Source organism: Rodentibacter caecimuris (genome assembly GCF_010587025.1).
In the GTDB taxonomy this organism is placed as follows: domain Bacteria; phylum Pseudomonadota; class Gammaproteobacteria; order Enterobacterales; family Pasteurellaceae; genus Rodentibacter; species Rodentibacter caecimuris.
In genome coordinates this window covers 829,745-851,626 of the sequence record NZ_CP040863.1, presented here as the reverse complement: position 1 = coordinate 851,626, position 21,882 = coordinate 829,745, and the positions used below count along the sequence as shown (strand labels likewise).

The window sequence follows — 21,882 nt, the reverse complement described above, 5'->3', positions numbered from 1 at the left end:
AGAAATATTATGGCATTATTACAAATTGCAGAACCCGGGCAAACACAAGCACCCCATCAACATCGTTTAGCGGTAGGGATTGATTTAGGTACAACCAACTCTTTGATTGCGACGGTTAGAAGCGGTCAAGCCGTGATTTTAAATGATGAACAAGAGCGTAGTTTGGTTCCTTCAGTGGTTCATTATGGTAAAAATGAAAAACAAGTGGGAGTGGAAGCCTTTGCTCAAGCATCAAGCGATCCTAAAAATACTATAATTTCTGCGAAACGCTTGATTGGACGCAGCCTGAAAGATGTACAGACACGTTATCCGGATATGCCTTATGATTTTGTAGCCAGTGAAAATGGCTTGCCATTAATCATTACAAATCAAGGAAAAAAAAGTCCGGTAGAAGTTTCTGCGGATATTTTGGCGCATTTAAACCGTATCGCAGAACAGCGTCTTGATAACGCGCTTTCAGGAGTGGTGATTACTGTTCCCGCCCATTTTGACGATGCTCAACGCCAAAGTACAAAAGATGCGGCACGGTTGGCGGGTCTGAATGTATTGCGTTTACTGAACGAACCCACTGCTGCAGCGGTGGCGTATGGTTTGGATAGTGGGCAAGAAGGCATTATTGCCGTTTATGATTTAGGTGGCGGTACTTTTGATATTTCTGTTTTACGTTTGTCTAAAGGCGTGTTTGAGGTGCTTGCAACCGGTGGTGATACGGCATTGGGCGGTGATGACTTTGATCATTGCCTTGTCGATTGGGTGATAACACAAACACAATTCCAACCACAGAATGTTAATCAACAACGTGAGCTATTAACCCTTGTCGGTCAAGCTAAAATTGCCTTGAGCAAGGCTGAAAGTGCGGTCATTTCTTGGCAAGATTTTTCCATTACAATAACGCGTGAACAATTTAACGAAGTAATTCACCCGCTGGTAAAACGTTCTTTGCTCGCTTGTCGGCGTGCATTAAAAGATGCCAATGTGGCGGAAGATGAGATTCAAAATGTGGTGATGGTTGGTGGTTCAACACGAGTGCCTTATGTTCGTGAGCAAGTGGGCGAATTTTTTGGCAAAACACCATTAACGTCCATTGACCCGGATAAAGTGGTTGCACTAGGGGCGGCGATTCAGGCGGATATTTTAGTCGGTAATAAAACTGATACTAATATGTTATTGCTTGATGTGGTACCGCTTTCGCTTGGTATTGAAACTATGGGCGGATTGGTAGAAAAAATTATTCCACGTAACACAACCATTCCTGTCGCCCGTGCACAAGAATTTACCACTTTTAAAGATGGGCAAACGGCAATGACAGTGCATGTGGTACAAGGTGAACGTGAATTAGTGGCGGATTGTCGTTCACTCGGGCGTTTTACTTTACGTGGTATTCCGCCAATAGCGGCAGGTGCAGCACATATTCGTGTGACGTATCAAGTGGATGCCGATGGGTTGTTAAGTGTAACTGCGATGGAAAAATCCACCAAAGTGCAGGCATCTATTCAAATTAAACCTTCTTATGGTTTAACTGATGAAGAAGTGACGGCAATGATTAAATCTTCTTTTGACCATGCACAAGAGGATTTGCAGGCACGTGAACTAGCGGAGCAACGCGTAGAAGCAGATCGTGTGATTGAGAGTGTGATCGTTGCATTACAGGCAGACGGCTCGGAATTGCTGAGTACTGAAGAATTTCATCATATTGAAGCGGTGTTGAAGCAATTAGTGGAGGTCAAACAAGGTGTTGATCGTAATGCCATCGCACAGGGTATTAAAGCCTTAGATGCCGCAACGCAAGAATTTGCCGCAAGACGAATGAATGCCAGTATTAATCGAGCCTTAACCGGTAAGAATGTATCGGAGATGGAAACGCTATAAAAGTGCGGTAAGATTTAGCCGAGTTTTTAAAGTTTAAAGGAAGTTGTTTTTTTAATCATTGTGAGTTGAGGAAAGTATTATGCCAAAAGTGATTTTTTTACCTAATGAAGAATTTTGTCCGGAAGGAATGGTCGTGGATGCGGCTGCCGGTGATAACTTATTAGAAGTGGCACATAATGCAGGGGTAGAGATTCATCACGCTTGTGATGGTTCTTGTGCTTGCACAACCTGCCATGTAATTATTCGTGAAGGGTTTGATTCTTTAAATGAAACCAGCGATCAAGAAGAAGATATGTTAGATAAAGCATGGGGCTTGGAAATGGATAGTCGCCTTTCTTGTCAATGTATCGTGGGGGATAAAGATTTAGTAGTGGAAATTCCAAAATATAATCTTAATCATGCAAATGAGGCTGCTCACTAATGAAATGGACAGATTCACAACTCATTGCAGAAGAATTGTATGATCGCAACCCGGAGCTTGATCCCAAAACAGTACGTTTTACAGACTTACATCAATGGATTTGCGAGCTAGAGGATTTTGATGATGATCCGCAAAAATCTAACGAGGCGATTCTTGAAGCGATTTTGTTGAAATGGTTAGACGAATTTGAGTAAAAAACACCCGCACTTTTGCGGGTTTTTTAATCAAGGTTAAGGTCTTTTTTGCTTAATTTTTTGATCTGGCTAGTAATTCAAGTATCACTTATTGAGTTTTTCCTAAATCATCAATTGATTTGTTTTTTCAAGTGGAGATATCACACCGTTTTCTACTTCAAATAATCTTCCTTTTTCGGCTTCCATTTCTTTTAGCTGTCTCTGTGTAATTGCCGTTACAAATACCTGTGAACCGCTTTGTTGTAACCGTTCGGCAAGTAGTTCACGTTTGAATTGATCCAGTTCTGAAGCAAAATCATCAATTAAGAAAATACAAGGACGTTGTTTTTCTTTCATCAAATGTTCACCCTGAGCAAGACGTAAGGCACACATAAGTAGTTTTAATTGACCGCGTGAAAGCACGTCTTCAACCGGTAATCCGTTTGCTTTAAAACGAAAATCTGCTTTTTGTGGACCTGAAAAAGTATAGCCTAACAATTTATCCCGTTCAAAATTTTGTCGCAGCAAATCGCTATATTCGGTATTTTTGTCCCACCCCTGATGAAAACTCACATTAATATCTAATTCCGGTAAAAAAAGTTGGCAGGTTTGTTCAATTTCCGGCCGTAGTGCTTCGGCATATTCTGCACGCCAATCGCTTACTTGATGAGCAAGTTTTGCAAGCTCAATATCCCAGGCTTTTATTGCTGTATAAGATTGCTGTTGGGTGAGTGCCGCATTACGCTGTTTTAGTAGGCGGTTCAGATTGCTCCAAGCGGAATGAAAGTGAAGGTGATGATGAAATAATCCCCAATCTAAAAATGCCCGACGATAACTTGGACCGCCATTTAGCAAAGTTAATCCTTCCGGTGTAATGAGTTGCATTGGGAGTAAATGAGCCAAGTCTGAAATTTTGTTTCCATCTTCACCATTGATTTTAACAAGGGTATTACCTTGTCGAAATTTTTGTAGTCCTACCGACCATTGATGCTGGCTTTCTTTAATTTGTCCGAAAAGAGTGAAATGTGGTTCGTCGTAAAAAATAATACGATTTGTGACCGCACTTTTAAAGGATCGCCCGTGACCAAGATAGAATATTGCTTCTAAAAGACTGGTTTTTCCACTGCCGTTATTACCGACCAAAAAGTTAAAGCCGTGATCAAATTCCAGATCCACGGCATTTAAATTTCTAAATTTTTCAATGAGTAAGCGAGAAATAGCCATCTTACAGACGCATCGGCATAATCACATATTCACTACTGTTGTCTTCACAATTTTCAATAAGACAGCTGGATGAAGCATCCGTTAAGCGGATACGGACTTGTTGACATTTTAGGGTATTTAATACGTCCAAAATATAGGTGACATTGAAACCAACCTCCAATTCTTCTCCGGAATACACGACATCCACAATTTCCTCCGCGACTTCGTGTTCCGGATTGGAGGCGGTAATTTTGAGTTGATTTTCGGTTAAATTCAAACGTACGCTACGTACACGTTCATTAGAAAGAATTGAGGCACGAACAAAAGCCTGTTTTAAGGCTTCCCAGCTACCTTCTACAATTTTATCCGCATTGCGTGGTAGCACGCGACGGTAATCAGGGAAACGCCCATCAATCAATTTTGATGTAAAGATAATATGATTTAAATGGATACGCAGGTTATTCGTACCTATTTGTAAACGAGCTGTTTCCTCTGTGTTTTCCAACAGTCGATTGAGTTCTAATACCCCTTTTCGTGGCAAAATTACTGAGTGATTTTGTAGTTCTTGTTCTAGGGCAATAGTACAAACTGCAAGGCGATGACCATCGGTTGCAACGGTGCGGAGTAAATTACCTTCCGTTTCAAATTTCATCCCGTTTAAGAAATAGCGGGCATCTTGGTTTGCCATAGAAAATTGTGTTGCTTCGATTAAACGGCGTAAGGTATTTTGTGGTAAAGCAAAATCCACTTCTGATTGCCAGTCTGTGAGATTGGGATATTCTTCTGCCGGGAGCGTAGCAAGGTTAAATTTACTTCTTCCTGATTGTACGATGGCGCGATCTTCTTCAAATGTGACGGTAATTTCAAATTCATCGGATAAAGTACGGCAAATATCTAAGAATTTTTTTGCCGGAATCGTGAAGTTACCGTTAGCGGAAGAAGAGGAAAGCTGAGTTTGAGTTGAAAGCTCAACTTCTAAATCAGTACCGGTAATGGTTAAACGATTGTCTTTAATCTGTAGCAAAACATTATTTAATACGGGAATATTTGGGCGACTACTCAATACGCCACAAACTTGTTGTAACGGTTTTAAAAGGTTTTCTCTAGAAATACTGAATTGCATAGTGGCTCCTTATGCTGATAAGGTACGAATTAAATTCGCCCAATCTTCTTGAATGCTGTTATCTTTTTCACGAAATTTTGGCACTTCACGGCAAGCGTTCAGCACAGTAGTGTGATCCCGATCAAAGGCCCGACCGATTTCCGGTAAACTACGATTTGTTAATTCTTTTGCCAATGCCATCGCAATTTGACGTGGACGTGTAACAGAACGTTGGCGACTTTTTGATTTTAAATCGGATACTTTAATTCGATAGTACTCCGCCACGGTTTTTTGAATGTTATCAATTGTGACTAAACGTTCTTGCAATGCAAGAATATCTTTTAGGGTTTCACGCACAAAATCAATATCAATTTCTCCGCCTTTGAAATCTTGCATGGCTTTTACGCGATTTAATGCTCCCTCAAGCTCTCGTACATTGGTGCGTAAGCGTTGAGCAATAAAAAACGCGACTTCTTCAGGTAAATGAATTTGATGTTCCTCTGCCTTTTTTAACAAGATTGCTACACGGGTTTCTAGATCGGGAGGCTCAATCGCAGTTGTTAATCCCCAGCCAAAACGGGATTTTAAACGTTCTTCAATTTTTTCAATTTCTTTTGGATAGCGATCGGACGTTAAAATAATTTGGCGACCGGTTTCAAATAAATTATTGAAAATATGAAAAAATTCTTCTTGGGTTTTCTCTTTTTCAGCAAAAAATTGAATATCATCGACTAATAGTGCATCCAAAGAACGATAAAACTTTTTGAATTGATCCATATTGTTATCACGCATGGCTTTCACCATATGCTGCATAAAATTGTTGGCGTGAATATAAAGTACCCGTGCATTGGGTTTATTCGTCAATATACCATTGCCAATAGCGTGCAATAAGTGAGTTTTTCCTAACCCCGTTCCACCATACAAAAAGAATGGATTGGCGGTTGCTTCACCGGGCGCTTGTGCCAACTTTTGTCCGACTGCGCGTGCTAATTGGTTTGATTTACCTTCGACAAAATTTTCAAATACATGCTTGGTGTTAAGATGCGAATCAAATTTTAGTGGTTTTTCTACTTCGGATTTAGCGCCGGAATTGACCGCACTTTCTGTTGGTTGCACTACCGGCTTAATAACGGCTTTAGGCGTAGGTTTTACCCCTTCTTTAAGGATAATTTGTAGGTTTGGATTTTGTGAAAGCGCTTGGCAAATTTGGTGAATTAGCTTGAGGTAATGTGTTTCAACCCAGCCTTTTACAAACATATTTGAAGCATAAAGTACCATTTTATCTTGAGAGACAGTATCAGCTTGTAGTGGACGAAGCCAAGTGCTTAAATCGGTAGCGGAAACTTGATCTTGTAATTGAGAAAGGCAATCTTGCCAAAGGTTAGAGAGACTCACGATAGACTATCCTTAATGCTACGTTTTCTACTTACAATGAATTGGCGATACGGTAAGTACAATCAAAAAAATTTTTAGAGATTCTACAATAATCTCAAGAAAAAATCTTCTCCCGAAAAAGGAAAAAACGAAAAAGGTGACTTGATATTTTATTTGAATTACGTATGATTGCGAAGATTTGGGAAGGGCTAGCAGATTGTTTTGCAAAAATTCCCTTTCTTAGTTTGACGAACGTCTGATTTATGATTAGAATTGCGTCCTATTTTTTATAACCCTTATTTGTTTTGGATTCAAAACAGTAAACATTGAGATTTAGGTAAGTTACAATGAAACGTACATTTCAACCTTCTGTATTAAAACGTAGCCGTACCCACGGTTTTCGTGCTCGCATGGCAACCAAAAACGGTCGCCAAGTTTTAGCTCGTCGTCGCGCTAAAGGTCGTAAAAGTTTATCTGCATAATCGCGTTTTGAGTGGTTAGGTTTAACTTTTCTAGGGAGTTACGTTTGTTGACTCCCATTCAATTCAAAAATGTCTTCGAACAACCGTTCCGGGCTAGCACCCCTGAAATCACTATTCTTGCTCGTAAAAACAATCTTGATCATCCCCGCCTAGGGTTAGCTGTGCCTAAAAAGTGTTTGGCACGTGCGCATGATCGTAACCGCATTAAACGCTTAGTGCGTGAAAGTTTTCGTTTATCTCAATATCAATTACCAGCGTGTGATTTTGTTGTGGTGGCAAAAAGCGGAATTGGTAAGCTTGATAACAAAACATTTCATCTGATGTTGGAAAAATTATGGCAACGGCACATTCGTTTGGCTCAAAAATTCTGATTGTTTTAATTCGGCTTTATCAAGTGGCGATTAGTCCGTTAATCGGGCCGCGTTGTCGATTTGTTCCTACTTGTTCATGCTATGGTATTGAAGCATTAAAAACACATGGAGCACTAAAAGGTGGTTGGCTTACGTTGAAACGTGTATTAAAATGTCACCCCTTGAACACGGGCGGATTCGATCCTGTTCCGCCAAAAATTAATAATAACCATGAGAAAAAGTAATGGACTCAAGACGTAGCCTATTAGTCTTAGCACTAATTTTTATTTCTTTCCTTGTTTATCAGCAGTGGCAAATGGATAAAAATCCGCCTCCGGTACCTGAACAAATAACTTCAATGGCATCTGATGTGCTGGCAAGTTCTGCTTCATCAAACCAAATTTCAGTAGATTCATCGGCTAAAGGTCGTCTTATCACTTTAGAAAATGATGTTTTCCGTTTAAAAGTGGATACATTAGGCGGTGATATAGTGAGTTCCGAATTATTAAAATATGATGCGGAATTAAACTCTCAAACCCCTTTTGTGCTTTTACAAGATTCTTCCAAACATATTTATGTTGCGCAAAGCGGTTTGATTGGAAAAAATGGCATTGATACTAAATCGGGTCGTGCACAATATCAAATTGAAGGCGATAATTTTAAACTGTCTGAAGGGCAAGATTCACTTTCAGTGCCATTGACCTTTGAAAAAGACGGTATTACTTATCAAAAAATCTTTGTTTTAAAACGTGGCAGTTATGCCCTTGATGTTGATTACAAGATTAATAATCAAAGCGGTGAAACAATTGAAGTGGAACCTTACGGACAATTAAAACATTCTTTAGTTGAAAGTTCGGGAAATGTCGCGATGCCGACTTATACCGGCGGTGCATATTCTTCATCTGAGACCAATTACAAAAAATACAGTTTCTCCGATATGAAAGATGCCAACCTTTCGATTAATACCAAAGCAGGTTGGGTCGCCGTATTACAACATTATTTTGTTTCTGCATGGATTCCTAATCAGGATGTGAATAATCAGCTTTATACCATCACTGACACAAAAAATAATGTGGCTTCAATCGGTTATCGCGGGCCAATCGTGACAATTCCTGCAGGAGCGCAAGAAACGATTTCCAGTTCATTATGGACAGGGCCGAAACTTCAAAATGATATGGCAAAAGTGGCAAATAATTTAGACTTAACGGTTGATTACGGTTGGGCATGGTTTATTGCGAAACCGTTATTCTGGTTGCTTACTTTCATTCAAGGCATTGTTTCTAACTGGGGATTAGCCATTATTTGTGTAACGATTGTGGTTAAAGCGATTTTATATCCGCTAACAAAAGCACAATATACCTCAATGGCAAAAATGCGTATGTTACAACCAAAAATGCAAGAAATGCGTGAGCGTTTCGGTGATGATCGTCAGCGCATGAGCCAAGAAATGATGAAACTTTACAAAGAGGAAAAAGTCAATCCTTTGGGTGGTTGCTTACCAATTCTTCTTCAAATGCCGATTTTCATCGCCTTATATTGGACGTTTATGGAAGCGGTTGAACTTCGTCACGCGCCATTCTTTGGCTGGATTCAAGATTTATCTGCGCAAGATCCGTATTATATTTTGCCGATTTTAATGGGGATCTCTATGTATTTGCTGCAAAAAATGTCTCCGACTCCGGTAGCTGACCCAATGCAGCAAAAAGTGATGAATTTTATGCCGTTAATCTTTATGTTCTTCTTCCTCTGGTTCCCGGCAGGCTTGGTATTATACTGGTTAGTGTCTAACCTCATCACTATTGTACAGCAGCAGTTGATTTACCGTGGGTTAGAGAAGAAAGGGTTACATTCTCGCAAAAAATAATTCTTAATTATGTGGAAAAGGCATCGAAAGGTGCCTTTTTTTATCACGGGGTATTGATGATATTTCTGAGGGTGTATAGCATACGCCCTATTGTATTTTTTAGCGCATACAAGTGCGGTCATTTTTAAAAGAGTTTTTTATGAAAGAAACAATCGTTGCACAAGCCACGGCACCGGGGCGGGGTGGTATTGGTATTTTAAGAGTTTCCGGTCCTTTAGCGGGTGAAGTCGCAGATCGCGTATTAGGGAAATGTCCGAAACCGCGTATGGCGGATTATTTGCCTTTTAAGGATACTGATGGAAGCGTGCTGGATCAGGGCATTGCCCTTTATTTTAAAGCACCGAATTCTTTTACCGGTGAAGATGTATTGGAATTGCAAGGTCATGGTGGACAGGTTGTACTTGATTTATTACTGAAACGTATCTTGCAAATTGATGGTATTCGTTTAGCACGTCCGGGCGAGTTTTCCGAACAAGCTTTTTTAAATGATAAATTAGATTTGGCGCAAGCGGAGGCTATCGCCGATTTAATTGATGCCACTTCCGAACAGGCAGCCCGTTCGGCGTTGAAGTCTTTACAAGGTGAATTTTCACATAAAGTCAATGCTTTGGTCGATTCGGTTATTTATTTGAGAACCTATGTGGAAGCGGCGATCGATTTCCCTGATGAAGAAATTGATTTCTTAGCCGATGGCAAAATTGAAGCGAATTTACGTGGAATTATTACCCAACTGGATGATGTACGCTGTGAAGCAAAGCAAGGTGCGATTTTGCGTGAGGGGATGAAGGTCGTGATTGCAGGTCGTCCGAATGCGGGGAAATCCAGTCTATTGAATGCTCTTGCCGGTCGTGAAGCCGCGATTGTAACCGATATTGCAGGAACCACACGTGATGTTTTACGTGAGCATATTCACATTGATGGTATGCCGCTTCATATTATTGATACGGCGGGGCTTCGTGAGGCTACTGATGAAGTAGAGCGAATCGGTATTTCTCGTGCTTGGACAGAAATAGAACAAGCGGATCGGGTTATTTTAATGCTCGACAGTAGTGATGCAGAGAGCCAAAATCTTGAAAAAGTGCGGTTAGAATTTTTAGCGAAATTACCGACTACTATTCCGGTGACAATTGTGCGTAATAAAATTGATTTAACCGATGAACAAGTCGGATTGACAGAAGAAAATGGTTATCAAATTATTCGTTTATCGGCTCAAACCCATAACGGTGTGCAGATACTTCGTGACCATTTAAAACAAACAATGGGTTTCCAAACCGGTATTGAAGGCGGGTTCTTAGCACGTCGTCGTCATTTGGACGCACTGGAAAAAGCGGCGGAGCATTTGCAAATCGGTTTAGTACAATTAACGGAGTTTTATGCGGGAGAATTGCTGGCGGAAGAATTACGTCTGGTGCAAGCGCAATTAAGTGAAATTACCGGACAATTTACCTCGGATGATTTACTCAGTAATATTTTCAGCTCATTTTGTATTGGCAAATAAAGACAGATAACCATGGCATTTGATATACTGTGGATTATTGCACTGGGACTATCGATGGATGCCTTTGCCGTTTCGATTTCTAAAGGACTTTCTATGCGCTCTTTTAGATGGAAACAGGCAGTGATGATAGCCCTTTGCTTTGGTTGTTTCCAAGCAATAATGCCACTTATCGGTTATGTGTTAGGGGCGCAATTTAGCAAAGTTATTCAGGAATGGGATCACTGGATTGCGTTTATTCTCTTACTATTAATTGGGGCAAATATGATCCGTGAGGGGTTCACCGAAGAAGAACAAGAGCAGATTTCAGATTTAATCAATATTAAACGACTACTTACTTTAGGTTTGGCGACGAGTGTTGATGCGCTGGCGGTCGGTATTTCATTTGCTTTTTTGTATGTGGATATTATTGAGGCAGTATGGACTATTGGTGTTACTACTTTTGTAGTTTCTTTTATCGGAATAAAGAGCGGTCATTTTTTAGGACGAAAATTTAAAAATAAAGCTGAAATTTTTGGTGGTTTAGTCATCATTATTATCGGGATTGAAATTTTATTTGAGCATGATGTTTTAGTATTTTAAGGTGCGAATTTCCTCGCTTTCGATTATAATTCGAAAAGTTTTGTCTTTTAACAAGGGTAAATATGTTTATTGAAAAAATGAATGGTATGGCAAATACCAAAATTGCTAAATTTATTCTCGGGTTGATTACCATTTCATTCTTAGTCGGGGGAATGTCTGGCTATTTGTTTAGCGGCTACGATTCTTATGCTGCAAAGGTTAATGGTGAAACCATTTCCCAACAAGATTTTATGAATCGTTATAACCAAGAATTTGAAGCACGTGCGGCACAAGAGGGAGAAACATTTTTAACTCAGTCCGACTCGCCTGAATTTGTCAATGCTTTGCGTCAAAACATCATTAATCGTTTGGTTGATCAAGAATTACTTCGCCAATACGCTAAAGAATTAAAATTGGGTGTGAGCGATGAAATGATTAAACGTGCCATTGTGCTTGATCCGAATTTTCAATCGAATGGAAAATTTGACAATGGATTATACCAACAAATTCTTGCACAAAACGGTTTAAGCTCTGATGCTTATGCGAATATTTTGCGTGGCGCACTGACCCTTGAGCAAATGCAAAACGGTATTGCGGATAGTGAATTTGTGGTGCCGGTTCAGGTAAAAGACAGTGCTCAACTTTTCTTTCAAAAACGTCTTGCCCGTTTAGCGACGTTATCCCTTGCCGATGAAATGGCAAAACAAAGTATCACTGAAGATGAAGTGAAAACCTACTATGAAGCCAACCAAAAAACGTTTGTGCAACCTGAACAAGTAAAAGTGCAATATATTCAAGTTTCAGGAGCAGATGTGGCGAAGGATATTCAAGTAAGCGATGTCGAAATTGCACAATATTATCAAGATAATAAAGCACAGTTTATGACACAGCGAGTAGCGCATATACAATTTGCAAATGAGCAAGATGCGCAAACGGCTTATCAAGAATTACAAAATGGTGCAACTTTTGCCGAATTAGCCAAAACACGTTCGTTAGACAAAATTTCAGGTGAGAATGGCGGTGAATTGGGTTGGGTAAATGCTAATGAATTACCAAAAGCTTTTGAAGAAGCGACAACAAGGCTTGAGGTTGGAAAATTCAGTGAGCCTGTTAATGTTGACGGTAATTTTCACCTTATCCTAGTGGAAGAGCGTAAAGAAAAATCATTAAATGAAGTAAAAGCGCAAATCACAGATTTAGTACGTAAAAGCTTATTGGAAAACCGTTTCTACACGATTGAAAAAAATGTACGTGAAAAAGCCTTTGAAGACAGTAAATCTTTAGAGAGTGCGGCAAACGCAGCCGGTGTAAAAGTACAGGAAAGCGGTTATTTTTCTCGTGAAAATGTACCGACCGCGTTAAATTCACCTAATGTGATTTCGGCGATGTTTGATTCCGATATTTCAAATGGCGGGGCAAATTCCGAACCATTAAACGTAGGGGGACAAAATATCGTTTTGGTACGCGTGTTAGAGCATAAAGCAGAAGGCGTAAAAACATTAGATGAAGCAAAATCGGATATTGAAAACTTTTTAAAACGTGACAAAGCGGAAAAAACATTGATCACATCGGCAACACAGATAGTCAATGATCTGCCGACGGCTCCAAATAAATTGCCGGCGGGTATTTCTTTCGGTGCGGAGCAAACTTTCGCTTTTACTGAAAATCAAGATCCGATTTTAACCAATGGTATTTTCCCCATGGAAAAACCGACAAATGGGACAACCGTGTATAAAGTAGTGCGTAATGCGAAAGGCGACGTGATTATTGTGGCACTTAACAAAGTGGAACAAGGCGAGCTGAATGAGCAAGAATTGGCTCAATTTGGCGAACAATTACGTCAGACACAGCAACTTGAATTACGTGCACAACTGTTACAAGCATTACGTGATAAAGCACAAATTGAAATTAATGAAGCCTTTATCAAACAAGAAGATGAAAACTAATTAATAAGTTTTGAGTAAAAGCCTATGAGAACATAGGCTTTTTTCTTGAAAGAATAACGGTAAATTGCAATCAGAACTGATTTCTGATAAAAAGTGCGGTAGTTTTCAACCGCACTTTTTTCATTGATAGAAGGAAAATCCTATGGTAGAAGAAACCATTTTCAGCAAAATTATTCGTAAAGAAATCCCCGCCGATATTGTTTATCAAGACGAATTGGTGACTGCCTTTCGCGATATTGCGCCACAAGCTAAAACCCATATTTTAATTATCCCAAATAAATTGATTCCAACAGCCAATGAGGTAACCGAACAAGATGAAGCATCGCTTGGACGCCTGTTCACAGTCGCAGCAAAATTAGCGAAACAGGAGGGGATTGCGGAAGACGGTTACCGCTTAATTGTCAATTGCAACAAACATGGCGGTCAGGAAGTGTTTCATATTCATATGCACCTGCTAGGGGGCGAACCGCTTGGCAAAATGTTGGGTAAATAATGAAAAAATTATTGATTATTTTTGCGGGCTTGGTGCTTTCGGCGTGTTCCGTTTCAGGGCCGAATTTGGTTCACACGAATACTCCTATTTTGAATATAACGGCGGAACTTGCTTCAGTTGTTGAGGCAAACGTGTCGGCGGATTCTGCGTGGGTAAAAAATAAAACTAGCCAACCGGTTAATGTGAATTATCATCTTTTTTGGTATAACGCACAGGGTGTAACCCAAGTTTGGGCGGATCAGCGTGAAAGCGTTGTCGGCAATTTGCGTTTACAACCTCAAACACGTCAGTCTGTTGAGCTGATAAAACCAACGTTGGAAAGTACTAACTATCGTCTTTATTTACAGTAAATTATGTCTACTTTATTAATTGATCTTGAAGGTTACGAGCTAACTCAAGAAGAAGTTGAATTGCTGGAGCATCCTTTAGTTGCCGGTTTAATTTTGTTTACCCGCAATTTTTATGAGAGAGAACAGATTCAGGCATTGGTGAAATCCGTACGTGAACGGGTGAAAAAACCGTTACTGATTACGGTAGATCAAGAAGGTGGTCGTGTGCAACGTTTTCGTGAAGGTTTTACACAGTTGCCGGCAATGCAAGCTTTTACTTCATTATCCGATGTTTTGCAGCAGCAACATTGGGCAAGAGAATCAGGCTGGCAAATGGCGGCGGAAATGGCAGCGCTTGATATTGATCTCAGCTTTGCACCGGTGTTGGATTTAGGCCATGAATGTCGTGCTATTGGCGATCGCAGCTTTAGTGGTGATGTGCAAAGTGCGGTCAATTTAGCGGGCGTTTTTATTGATGGAATGCGTGAAGCGGGAATGGCAACAACGGGCAAACACTTTCCCGGTCACGGACACGTATTGGCGGATTCCCATCTGGAAACGCCTTATGATGAACGTCCTCAGGAGGCGATTTTTAGTCGGGATCTCCAACCTTTTAAACAATTGATTGCGCAGCAAAAATTGGATGCCATTATGCCTGCCCACGTGATTTATACTCAATGCGATAGTCAGCCGGCAAGTGGCTCAGAATATTGGTTAAAGCAAATTTTACGTGAAAAATTGAATTTTAGCGGAGCGATTTTCTCCGATGATCTGGGGATGAAAGGTGCAGGGTTTATGGGGGATTTTGTCGCTCGTAGTGAAAAGGCATTGAATGCCGGTTGCGATTTATTGTTACTTTGTAATGAGCGGGCTGGTGTAATTCAAGTGTTGGATCAGTTAAAACTCACGGAAAATCAACCGCACTTTATTCAGCGTCAAACACGTTTAAATAGTTTATTTAAGAAAAAATCATATAGTTGGTCTGAATTGACCAAAACACCACGTTGGTTGGAAAACCATAAAAAGTTGTCGGCGCTTCAACAAGCATGGTTGGCAGGCAAAGCATGATGGATTGCCGCCATTATCAAGCGGGAAATTGTCGTTCATGCCAATGGCTTGAAATGCCTTATGAACGGCAAATTTCTGAGAAAATCACTCATCTAAAAACGCAACTTTCTCATTTGAATTGTGATGATTTGGTTTGGTTAGCCCCCTTCCAATCACAACCGTCGGCATTTCGTAATAAAGCTAAAATGGTTGTGAGCGGCTCGGTGGAACGACCGATTCTCGGTATTTTGCAAGATCCTAATGATCCGAATAGTGCGATTGATTTGTGCGATTGTCCTCTCTATCCCACGCATTTTGCAACGATCTTCCCTATTCTAAAAGATTTTATCGGGCGTGCCGGCTTAGTGCCGTACAACGTTGCCAAGAAGAAAGGTGAACTTAAATATATTTTACTGACAGAAAGCGTATCAACAGGGAAGTTAATGTTGCGTTTTGTGCTGCGTTCTGAAAATAAGTTAGCGTTAATTTGTCGGGAGTTGACCGGACTTATAGCTAAATTACCTCAACTGGAGGTCGTCAGTGTAAATCTGCAACCCCAACACGCCGCTATTTTAGAAGGGGAGCAAGAAATTTTTCTCACGGAACAACAATTTTTAGCGGAACGTTTTAATGATATTCCGCTTTTTATTCGTCCCCAAGGTTTTTTCCAAACGAATCCTCAGGTTGCCGCAGGATTATATAAAACGGCACAACAATGGGTAAAAGATTTGCCTGTAACAACATTATGGGATCTATTTTGCGGTGTGGGCGGTTTCGGTTTGCATTGTGCGTATGGATTGCAAGGAGAAAAAGAGCAGGACGTTGAACTGATCGGTATTGAAATTTCGCCATCGGCAATTTTAGCGGCAAAAATGTCCGCCCAAAAATTAGCTTTACGGAATGTGACATTTCAGTCTTTAGATGCGGCAAATTTTGTGTTGAACGGCAATGAGGAACGCCCGGATTTGGTTATTGTAAACCCTCCACGTCGTGGAATCGGAAAGGCAGTAAGCGAATTTCTCAACCAAATACGACCGCACTTTATTTTATATTCTAGTTGTAACGCCATTTCTATGGGGAAAGATTTACGCGATCTGACACATTATAAGCCTGTTAAAATTCAGCTTTTTGATATGTTCCCGCATACGGCACATTATGAAGTACTGACCTTATTAGCGCGTATCACAAATTAATGACTCAGGCGGATAATATATCCGCCTTGAATTATTGTTTAATTTTGCTATAGGCTAATGCAAGGATAAAAATTGCCGCCTGCAATAAAATAATACAAGCGCCCGTTGAGGCATCAAAGTGATAGCTCAAAATCACGCCCATAAGGCTTGAAATAACAGAGGTTATGACAGAGACCCATAGCATTTTATCAAAGGATTTTGTCAATGTAAGAGCCGTAATTCCCGGTGCTATCAACATGGCAACCACTAAAATTACGCCAACTACCTGCATGGTGCTGACAATAGTAAGCGCAGTTAGAATGAGTAAGCTATAATGCAAGACTTGTGGTGAGAGACCGGCAACCCGAGCATGGCTTGCATCAAAACAATAAAGTAATAAATCACGGCGCTTAAATAGAATAACAAGAAAAACAAAGGTAGAAATGACCGCAGTTTGTATTAATTCAATATTGCTGACCCCTAATACGTTGCCAAACAAAATATGGGTTAAATGTTGCTCGGTTTGAATTTTGGTAAACATCACCAATCCGATGGCAAACATGCCTGAAAACACAATCCCCATGGCGGTATCTTCTTTAATTCGGCTGTTTTCTTTTAAATAACCCACGCCGAAAGCACAAAAAATGCCGGATAGGAATGCCCCGATAGCAAGAGGAATACCTATCAGATAGGCTAATACAATTCCCGGTAGCACGGCATGAGAAATCGCATCACCCATTAATGACCAACCCTTTAATACTAAATAACAGGAAAGTAAGGCACAGATAGTAGAGACAATTAATGCTGTGAGCAACGCATTTTGCATAAAAGCAAATTGGAGAGGCTCTAAAAACCAATCAAACATCGGGTACCGCCTTTTTGTTGCGAGTAAGTAAGCCGTATTTTGGGGAAAACAAAAATGCGAGCAAGAAAAGTAAAGTTTGCAGTGTAACTATGATTCCCCCGCTTGCACCGTCTAAATAATAGCTCATATAGACGCCAACAAAACTGGTGATTGAGCCTAGTATCACGGCAATGATCGCTAGGGTTTTAAACTTATCCGTCAGTAGATAAGCCGTAGCACCCGGTGTAATGACCATTGCGATTACAAGAATTGCTCCTACGGTTTGTAATGCAGCGATTACACAAGCACTTAATAAGGTAAAAAATAAGGTTTTATAGAAAAGTGGTGAAAGCCCTACGGTAATCGCTTGAGTTTCGTCGAAAAAAATCAGTAGTAGATCTTTCCAGAATAATAAAAGCAAGACTAAACAAATACCGATAATGATCGAAACTTGGTAGATATCTTCATCTGCAATGCCCAAAATATTACCTAAAATAATACTTTGCACATTTACGGCAGTCGGATTTAAGGAAATAATCAATAATCCGAGCGCAAAAAACGTACTGAAAATAAAACCAATAACGGCATCTTCCTTTAGCTTAGAAATGGATTTAATCCATAAAATAGAAATTGCGGCTAAAATACCTGAAAAAAATGCACCGAGCGCATAAGGTAAGGAAAACGCATAAGCAATGGCGACACCCGGTACAACGGAGTGGGATAAGGCATCACCAATTAATGACCAGCCCTTGAGCATTAAATAGGAAGACAAAAAAGCGCAAATTCCTCCGACAACCGTGCTCAAAATCATTGCTTTCAACATGTAGTCATAAGAGAAGGGCTCGAGTAATAAATCCAGCATAGGTTATTCCTTCTCTTTTTTATTCGCGGACGTGTCAAAATTGCAATCTTGTGTTGTGGCAGGGGGATCCTGTTTGGTTTCACCGTAGAATACCACCGCTTTTTCATCATCGGTCAGTACCGTTACTGCGCGTTTGTCTTCATCATTATGTAAGTCTTCACCTTGCAATCTGATATGGCGCAACACACCACCAAAGACGAGCTCTAAATTATGTTGATTAAAGGTGTCTTCTGTTTTTCCGGCTGCAATAACTGTGCGGTTGATCATCACCACTTGATCACAAAAATCAGGCACAGAACCTAGATTGTGAGTCGAAACCAAAATTAGATGCCCTTCACTACGAAGTTGCTGCAACAAATCCACAATGGCGTTTTCCGTTTTAACATCTACGCCAGTGAAAGGCTCATCCAACAAAATTATTGGGCTTTGTTGCGCCAATGCGCGAGCTAAAAATACCCGTTTCTTTTGCCCGCCGGACAGTTCGCCAATTTGACGATGTGCAAGATGCTCAATGTTTACACGTTGCATCGCCTCTTGCACTTTTTGCTTATCAATAGATTTTGGGATACGTAAAAGATTCATGTATCCATAACGTCCCATCATAACGACATCATAAACGGAAACGGGGAATTGCCAGTCCACTTCTTCCGACTGCGGAACATAAGCAATCAGATTACGTTTTAGGGCTTGAGAAATCGGTAGGTTGCATAGTTTTATTTCACCTTTTTGTGGTTTTACTAACCCCATTAGACTTCTAAACAAGGTTGATTTTCCACTACCGTTCACGCCAACCAGTGCGCAAATCGTACCGTCATTGAGTGAAAAGCTCATATCGTGAATAGCAGTATGTCCGTTGTTATAACGAACAGTTACGTCATTCACCCAAATTGATGTCGAAAATGATTCCATTATTTTTCAAATCCTTTAACTATGGTGGAAACGGTGGTATTCAATAGGTCGATATAGGTTGGTACAGGGCCCTCTTTGGTTGAAAGAGAATCTACATATAATACTCCCCCATATTTTGCCCCACTTTCTTTCGCTACTTGTTGTGCCGGCTTAGGTGAAATAGTACTTTCACTGAACACTACCGGGATATTATTTTTACGAACCAAATCAATGACTTTACGAACTTGTTGAGGCGTTCCTTGTTGTTCGGCATTAATCGGCCATAAATAACCTTCTTTTAAGTTGTAATCTTTCGCCAAATAGCTGAAAGCTCCTTCGCTGGTGACCAGCCAACGTTTGGACTCCGGAATTTGTGCAAGTTTAGCACGAAGCGGTTCATCTAACTGTTTAATTTTTTGTGTGTAATCCGCTGCATTTTTTTCATATACATCGGCATTTTGAGGATCATGTTTAATCAGTGCGTTTTTAATATTTTCAATATAAATTAATGCATTAGAAGGCGACATCCAAGCGTGTGGGTTAGGCGCGTCTTTGTAAGGCCCTTCATAAATAGAAAGAGGTGTAATGCCTTCTGTCACCACTACGGCCGGTTTATCTTTAATATTTTGGAAAAAACGCTCAAACCAACGCTCTAAATTTAAACCGTTCCATAGAATTAAATCGGCAGATTGTGCCTTTACAATGTCTTTTGGGGTCGGCTCATATTCATGAATTTCCGCGCCGGGTTTCGTGATAGATTCCACCGTTGCTGCATCGCCCGCTACATTTTGTGCAATATCTTGGATAACGGTAAAAGTCGTAACAACTTTAAATTTTGCATTGGCTTGCATCATAAATAAACCTAACGTAAGTGCGGTCATAATTTTTAATGAAATTCGCATAAGATCTCCTTATAAAGTAGAATTTGTTTTACTTGAATGATAGGTGAATACAGTACAGTTTACATTCACTGGGACAATAGTACTACTTTTTGTAGAGATTTCAAATAAAAATGATTATCAACTTCTAAAGATTTTATTTTACGTCGGTTAGCATACCAAAAAGGATGATAGATTTTTTCTATGCTTTTAAATGTTGATGATTGTAGGAATAAAAATATACCGGCGTGTTGCCGGTAGAATAGCGAAACTTATTGTTTTGAAAGTTGTTCAATCAGATTGCTTAGCCCTTCTTCATCGTAACCTTCTTCATATTGTGCATCATCAGGTGTGAAATTATTGAGCCGGTGTCCGGCAATACAACCATATTTTTCTAATTTGTTTTTGGTGAAATTAGTGCGGAATTGGGAGGAGCTATTATTTAAACTAATCACCCCAATGGCTGAATTTCGGCAAAGATGTTTATTAACAAATACTAGATTATAGCCTGATTCACGAATATAGCCGGTTTTATTAATTGCTGCATCGAATACGGCTTCTCGCACCAGTTTGTTGGTATTTCTCACCAATACCTGACGTCCGCCGGTCTGAATATAAGCGCTTGGCATATTAGAAAAATCCTTAATTTGCGGTTTATTCAAGGAATATTTAGTCAGCTTAACCAGATCCATCACACTGGAAATATTACTATCCGATAAACCTGAGCTATCAGTAAAGCGGGTGGAACGCATACCAAGTTCACGGGCCTTTTCATTCATTTTCTGAATAAACTGTAGGCGGCTCATTCCGGCTGAACGGGAAAGGGCATGGGCTGCATAGTTATCGGAATGAACTAACATTGCTTTTAGTAGTTCATTACAAGGAATGGGCGTATATGTTGGTAATTTTGTACGGGTACCTTTGATATAGTCATGATCATCATCTGTAATGGAGGCGGCACAACGAGGATTTTTATTATTTTCTAAAAATACATTTGCAGTCATTAGTTTTGTTACTGATGCAATAGGTTGAACATGGTTTGGTGAGCTGCTTTCCAAGACTTTATCGTGAGTGAAATCGTAAACGACATAGGATTGTGCCATGGTTAAGGGGGCTGGGATACATAGACACAAAACTGAAAAGCATTTTTTAAACATTTTTAGTACCGATAAATAAAACAGAGGCGTATTCTACCGCACTTTTTTCTAAAAGATTGCTTATTTTTGCGATCTGAATCGTAAAAAGTGCGGTCAGAAATGTTCTTGTTTTTGAAATCTGCTAGCTTATCTTCTAACAAATCTGTAAAATCGCTGCTCATTTTTATATCAGGCTTTTTTGTAGTAAATCACTACAATTTTTATTGCCATAATGTGTAGCAACGAGGCTTTAATGTTAGAACAAATATCAAACAAAAAAATTAATTTAATGGATTTGACGCGCCAACAAATGCGTGAATTTTTTCAAGAACTTGGGGAAAAACCGTTTCGAGCCGATCAATTAGTAAAATGGATTTATCATTTTGGCGAAGATAATTTCGACAATATGACAAATATCAATAAGAAATTACGAGAAAAGTTAAAATCTGTTGCTGAAATTAGAGCACCTGAAGTGGCGGTAGAGCAACGTTCTGCAGACGGCACGATAAAATGGGCAATGCAGGTGGGCGATCAACAAGTAGAAACCGTGTATATTCCGGAAGCGGATCGTGCCACGCTTTGTGTTTCTTCTCAGGTTGGTTGTGCCTTGGCCTGTACCTTTTGTTCTACCGCTCAACAAGGCTTTAACCGTAATTTGACCGTATCTGAAATTATTGGGCAAGTGTGGCGAGCTTCAAAAATTATCGGTAATTTTGGCGTGACAGGCGTTCGTCCAATAACGAATGTGGTGATGATGGGGATGGGGGAACCGCTATTAAATGTGGCAAATGTTGTTCCTGCAATGGAAATCATGTTGGACGATTTTGCTTACGGTTTATCTAAACGCCGAGTGACGCTTTCTACTTCAGGAGTTGTGCCGGCATTGGATAATTTAAGTAAGATGATTGATGTTGCATTAGCCATCTCCTTACATGCGCCGAATGATGAATTACGTGATGAAATTGTACCGATTAATAAAAAATATAATATTAAAATGCTGATTGATTCTGTGAACCGTTATTTGAGTGTTTCCAATGCTAATCATGGCAAAGTCACGATTGAATATGTGATGTTGGATCATGTTAATGATAGTGTGGAGCATGCTCATCAGCTTGCGGAAGTGTTGAAAAATACACCTTGTAAAATTAATTTAATCCCGTGGAATCCGTTTCCTGAAGCCCCTTATGCCAAAAGTTCAAATACCCGTATCGATCGATTCCAAAAAGCATTAATGGAATATGGTTTTACTGTCATTGTGCGTAAAACTCGGGGAGATGATATTGATGCTGCGTGCGGGCAACTGGCCGGTGATGTTATTGATCGTACTAAACGTACAGCAATGAAACGTCAATTTGGGCAGAATATAGGAATAACCCAAGTTAATTAGTGAAAC

23 protein-coding genes are annotated in these 21,882 nt (G+C 40.0%); 15 read left to right on the top strand and 8 right to left on the bottom strand.

The window, feature by feature from the left end; translation table 11 throughout:
• Window positions 1-9 precede the first annotated feature (9 nt).
• The 3 genes from hscA to iscX all read left to right on the top strand — a co-directional run bounded on the left by hscA (window position 10) and on the right by iscX (window position 2,484).
• Entirely contained in the window at window positions 10-1,869 is a 1,860-nt protein-coding gene (gene hscA / locus FEE42_RS04145) for a Fe-S protein assembly chaperone HscA (RefSeq protein ID WP_164027777.1), read from the top strand.
• Window positions 1,870-1,948: 79 nt separating this feature from the next.
• Entirely contained in the window at window positions 1,949-2,290 is a 342-nt protein-coding gene (gene fdx / locus FEE42_RS04140; RefSeq protein ID WP_059365627.1) for an ISC system 2Fe-2S type ferredoxin, read from the top strand.
• A complete protein-coding gene (iscX, locus tag FEE42_RS04135; protein ID WP_059365626.1) occupies window positions 2,290-2,484 on the top strand; it encodes a Fe-S cluster assembly protein IscX in 195 nt (64 codons plus the stop codon). The genes fdx and iscX overlap by 1 nt, the downstream gene beginning before the upstream one ends.
• 102 nt (window positions 2,485-2,586) lie before the next feature.
• On the opposite strand, the gene recF is transcribed toward iscX, so the two are convergent.
• Genes recF through dnaA form a run of 3 tightly spaced genes read right to left on the bottom strand, consistent with a single transcriptional unit; the run spans window position 2,587 to window position 6,163 of the window.
• Window positions 2,587-3,687: a DNA replication/repair protein RecF gene (gene recF, locus FEE42_RS04130; RefSeq protein ID WP_059365625.1), complete on the bottom strand. Its 1,101-nt coding sequence runs from the start codon at window positions 3,685-3,687 to the stop codon at window positions 2,587-2,589.
• Window position 3,688: 1 nt separating this feature from the next.
• Window positions 3,689-4,789: a DNA polymerase III subunit beta gene (dnaN, locus tag FEE42_RS04125; RefSeq protein WP_059365624.1), complete on the bottom strand. Its 1,101-nt coding sequence runs from the start codon at window positions 4,787-4,789 to the stop codon at window positions 3,689-3,691.
• A gap of 9 nt (window positions 4,790-4,798) precedes the next feature.
• Window positions 4,799-6,163: a chromosomal replication initiator protein DnaA gene (dnaA, locus tag FEE42_RS04120; protein WP_164027776.1), complete on the bottom strand. Its 1,365-nt coding sequence runs from the start codon at window positions 6,161-6,163 to the stop codon at window positions 4,799-4,801.
• Between the two features lie 326 nt (window positions 6,164-6,489).
• Here dnaA and rpmH point away from each other — a divergent pair, with 326 nt between their 5' ends.
• The 11 genes from rpmH (at window position 6,490) to rlmC (ending at window position 15,902) form a co-directional block, all read left to right on the top strand.
• Complete coding sequence (gene rpmH / locus FEE42_RS04115; RefSeq protein ID WP_005539760.1) at window positions 6,490-6,624, top strand: 50S ribosomal protein L34; 135 nt, start codon at window positions 6,490-6,492, stop codon at window positions 6,622-6,624.
• Between the two features lie 11 nt (window positions 6,625-6,635).
• A complete protein-coding gene (rnpA, locus tag FEE42_RS04110; protein ID WP_164027775.1) occupies window positions 6,636-6,995 on the top strand; it encodes a ribonuclease P protein component in 360 nt (119 codons plus the stop codon).
• Window positions 6,959-7,219 carry a membrane protein insertion efficiency factor YidD gene (yidD, locus tag FEE42_RS04105; protein WP_059365621.1) on the top strand — a complete coding sequence of 87 codons (261 nt, stop codon included), beginning with the start codon at window positions 6,959-6,961 and terminating at the stop codon, window positions 7,217-7,219. Before rnpA ends, yidD begins: the two co-directional genes overlap by 37 nt.
• On the top strand, window positions 7,219-8,838 hold the full coding sequence (gene yidC / locus FEE42_RS04100) for a membrane protein insertase YidC (protein WP_164027774.1): 1,620 nt from the start codon (window positions 7,219-7,221) through the stop codon (window positions 8,836-8,838). Before yidD ends, yidC begins: the two co-directional genes overlap by 1 nt.
• A gap of 139 nt (window positions 8,839-8,977) precedes the next feature.
• Window positions 8,978-10,336 carry a tRNA uridine-5-carboxymethylaminomethyl(34) synthesis GTPase MnmE gene (gene mnmE / locus FEE42_RS04095; protein WP_164027773.1) on the top strand — a complete coding sequence of 453 codons (1,359 nt, stop codon included), beginning with the start codon at window positions 8,978-8,980 and terminating at the stop codon, window positions 10,334-10,336.
• A gap of 12 nt (window positions 10,337-10,348) precedes the next feature.
• A complete protein-coding gene (locus tag FEE42_RS04090; protein WP_164027772.1) occupies window positions 10,349-10,915 on the top strand; it encodes a manganese efflux pump MntP in 567 nt (188 codons plus the stop codon).
• A 62-nt stretch (window positions 10,916-10,977) separates the two neighbouring features.
• Window positions 10,978-12,840, top strand: a complete 1,863-nt coding sequence (gene ppiD, locus FEE42_RS04085; RefSeq protein ID WP_164027771.1) for a peptidylprolyl isomerase — start codon at window positions 10,978-10,980, stop codon at window positions 12,838-12,840.
• Window positions 12,841-12,982: 142 nt separating this feature from the next.
• Window positions 12,983-13,333 carry a purine nucleoside phosphoramidase gene (gene hinT / locus FEE42_RS04080; protein ID WP_077581847.1) on the top strand — a complete coding sequence of 117 codons (351 nt, stop codon included), beginning with the start codon at window positions 12,983-12,985 and terminating at the stop codon, window positions 13,331-13,333.
• The gene (locus FEE42_RS04075; protein ID WP_077581846.1) at window positions 13,333-13,683 is read left to right on the top strand and encodes a DUF1425 domain-containing protein; all 351 of its coding nucleotides are present in this window, start codon (window positions 13,333-13,335) and stop codon (window positions 13,681-13,683) included. Before hinT ends, FEE42_RS04075 begins: the two co-directional genes overlap by 1 nt.
• A 3-nt stretch (window positions 13,684-13,686) precedes the next feature.
• On the top strand, window positions 13,687-14,730 hold the full coding sequence (gene nagZ / locus FEE42_RS04070; RefSeq protein WP_164027770.1) for a beta-N-acetylhexosaminidase: 1,044 nt from the start codon (window positions 13,687-13,689) through the stop codon (window positions 14,728-14,730).
• Entirely contained in the window at window positions 14,727-15,902 is a 1,176-nt protein-coding gene (gene rlmC, locus FEE42_RS04065; RefSeq protein ID WP_164027769.1) for a 23S rRNA (uracil(747)-C(5))-methyltransferase RlmC, read from the top strand. The genes nagZ and rlmC overlap by 4 nt, the downstream gene beginning before the upstream one ends.
• A gap of 31 nt (window positions 15,903-15,933) precedes the next feature.
• Here the strand turns inward: rlmC and FEE42_RS04060 are convergent, their stop codons facing one another.
• The 5 genes from FEE42_RS04060 to FEE42_RS04040 all read right to left on the bottom strand — a co-directional run bounded on the left by FEE42_RS04060 (window position 15,934) and on the right by FEE42_RS04040 (window position 20,510).
• Window positions 15,934-16,746: a metal ABC transporter permease gene (locus tag FEE42_RS04060; protein WP_059365612.1), complete on the bottom strand. Its 813-nt coding sequence runs from the start codon at window positions 16,744-16,746 to the stop codon at window positions 15,934-15,936.
• On the bottom strand, window positions 16,739-17,587 hold the full coding sequence (locus FEE42_RS04055; protein WP_164027768.1) for a metal ABC transporter permease: 849 nt from the start codon (window positions 17,585-17,587) through the stop codon (window positions 16,739-16,741). The genes FEE42_RS04060 and FEE42_RS04055 overlap by 8 nt, the downstream gene beginning before the upstream one ends.
• Window positions 17,588-17,590: 3 nt before the next feature.
• On the bottom strand, window positions 17,591-18,496 hold the full coding sequence (locus tag FEE42_RS04050) for an ATP-binding cassette domain-containing protein (protein ID WP_059365610.1): 906 nt from the start codon (window positions 18,494-18,496) through the stop codon (window positions 17,591-17,593).
• Window positions 18,496-19,377 (bottom strand): metal ABC transporter substrate-binding protein, encoded by an 882-nt coding sequence (locus tag FEE42_RS04045; protein WP_059365609.1) that lies wholly within the window; start codon window positions 19,375-19,377, stop codon window positions 18,496-18,498. The genes FEE42_RS04050 and FEE42_RS04045 overlap by 1 nt, the downstream gene beginning before the upstream one ends.
• 248 nt (window positions 19,378-19,625) lie before the next feature.
• Complete coding sequence (locus FEE42_RS04040) at window positions 19,626-20,510, bottom strand: D-alanyl-D-alanine carboxypeptidase family protein (RefSeq protein ID WP_164027767.1); 885 nt, start codon at window positions 20,508-20,510, stop codon at window positions 19,626-19,628.
• A 211-nt stretch (window positions 20,511-20,721) separates the two neighbouring features.
• On the opposite strand from FEE42_RS04040, the gene rlmN reads away from it, so the two are divergent.
• On the top strand, window positions 20,722-21,876 hold the full coding sequence (gene rlmN, locus FEE42_RS04035; RefSeq protein WP_135969346.1) for a dual-specificity RNA methyltransferase RlmN: 1,155 nt from the start codon (window positions 20,722-20,724) through the stop codon (window positions 21,874-21,876).
• Window positions 21,877-21,882: the final 6 nt, after the last annotated feature.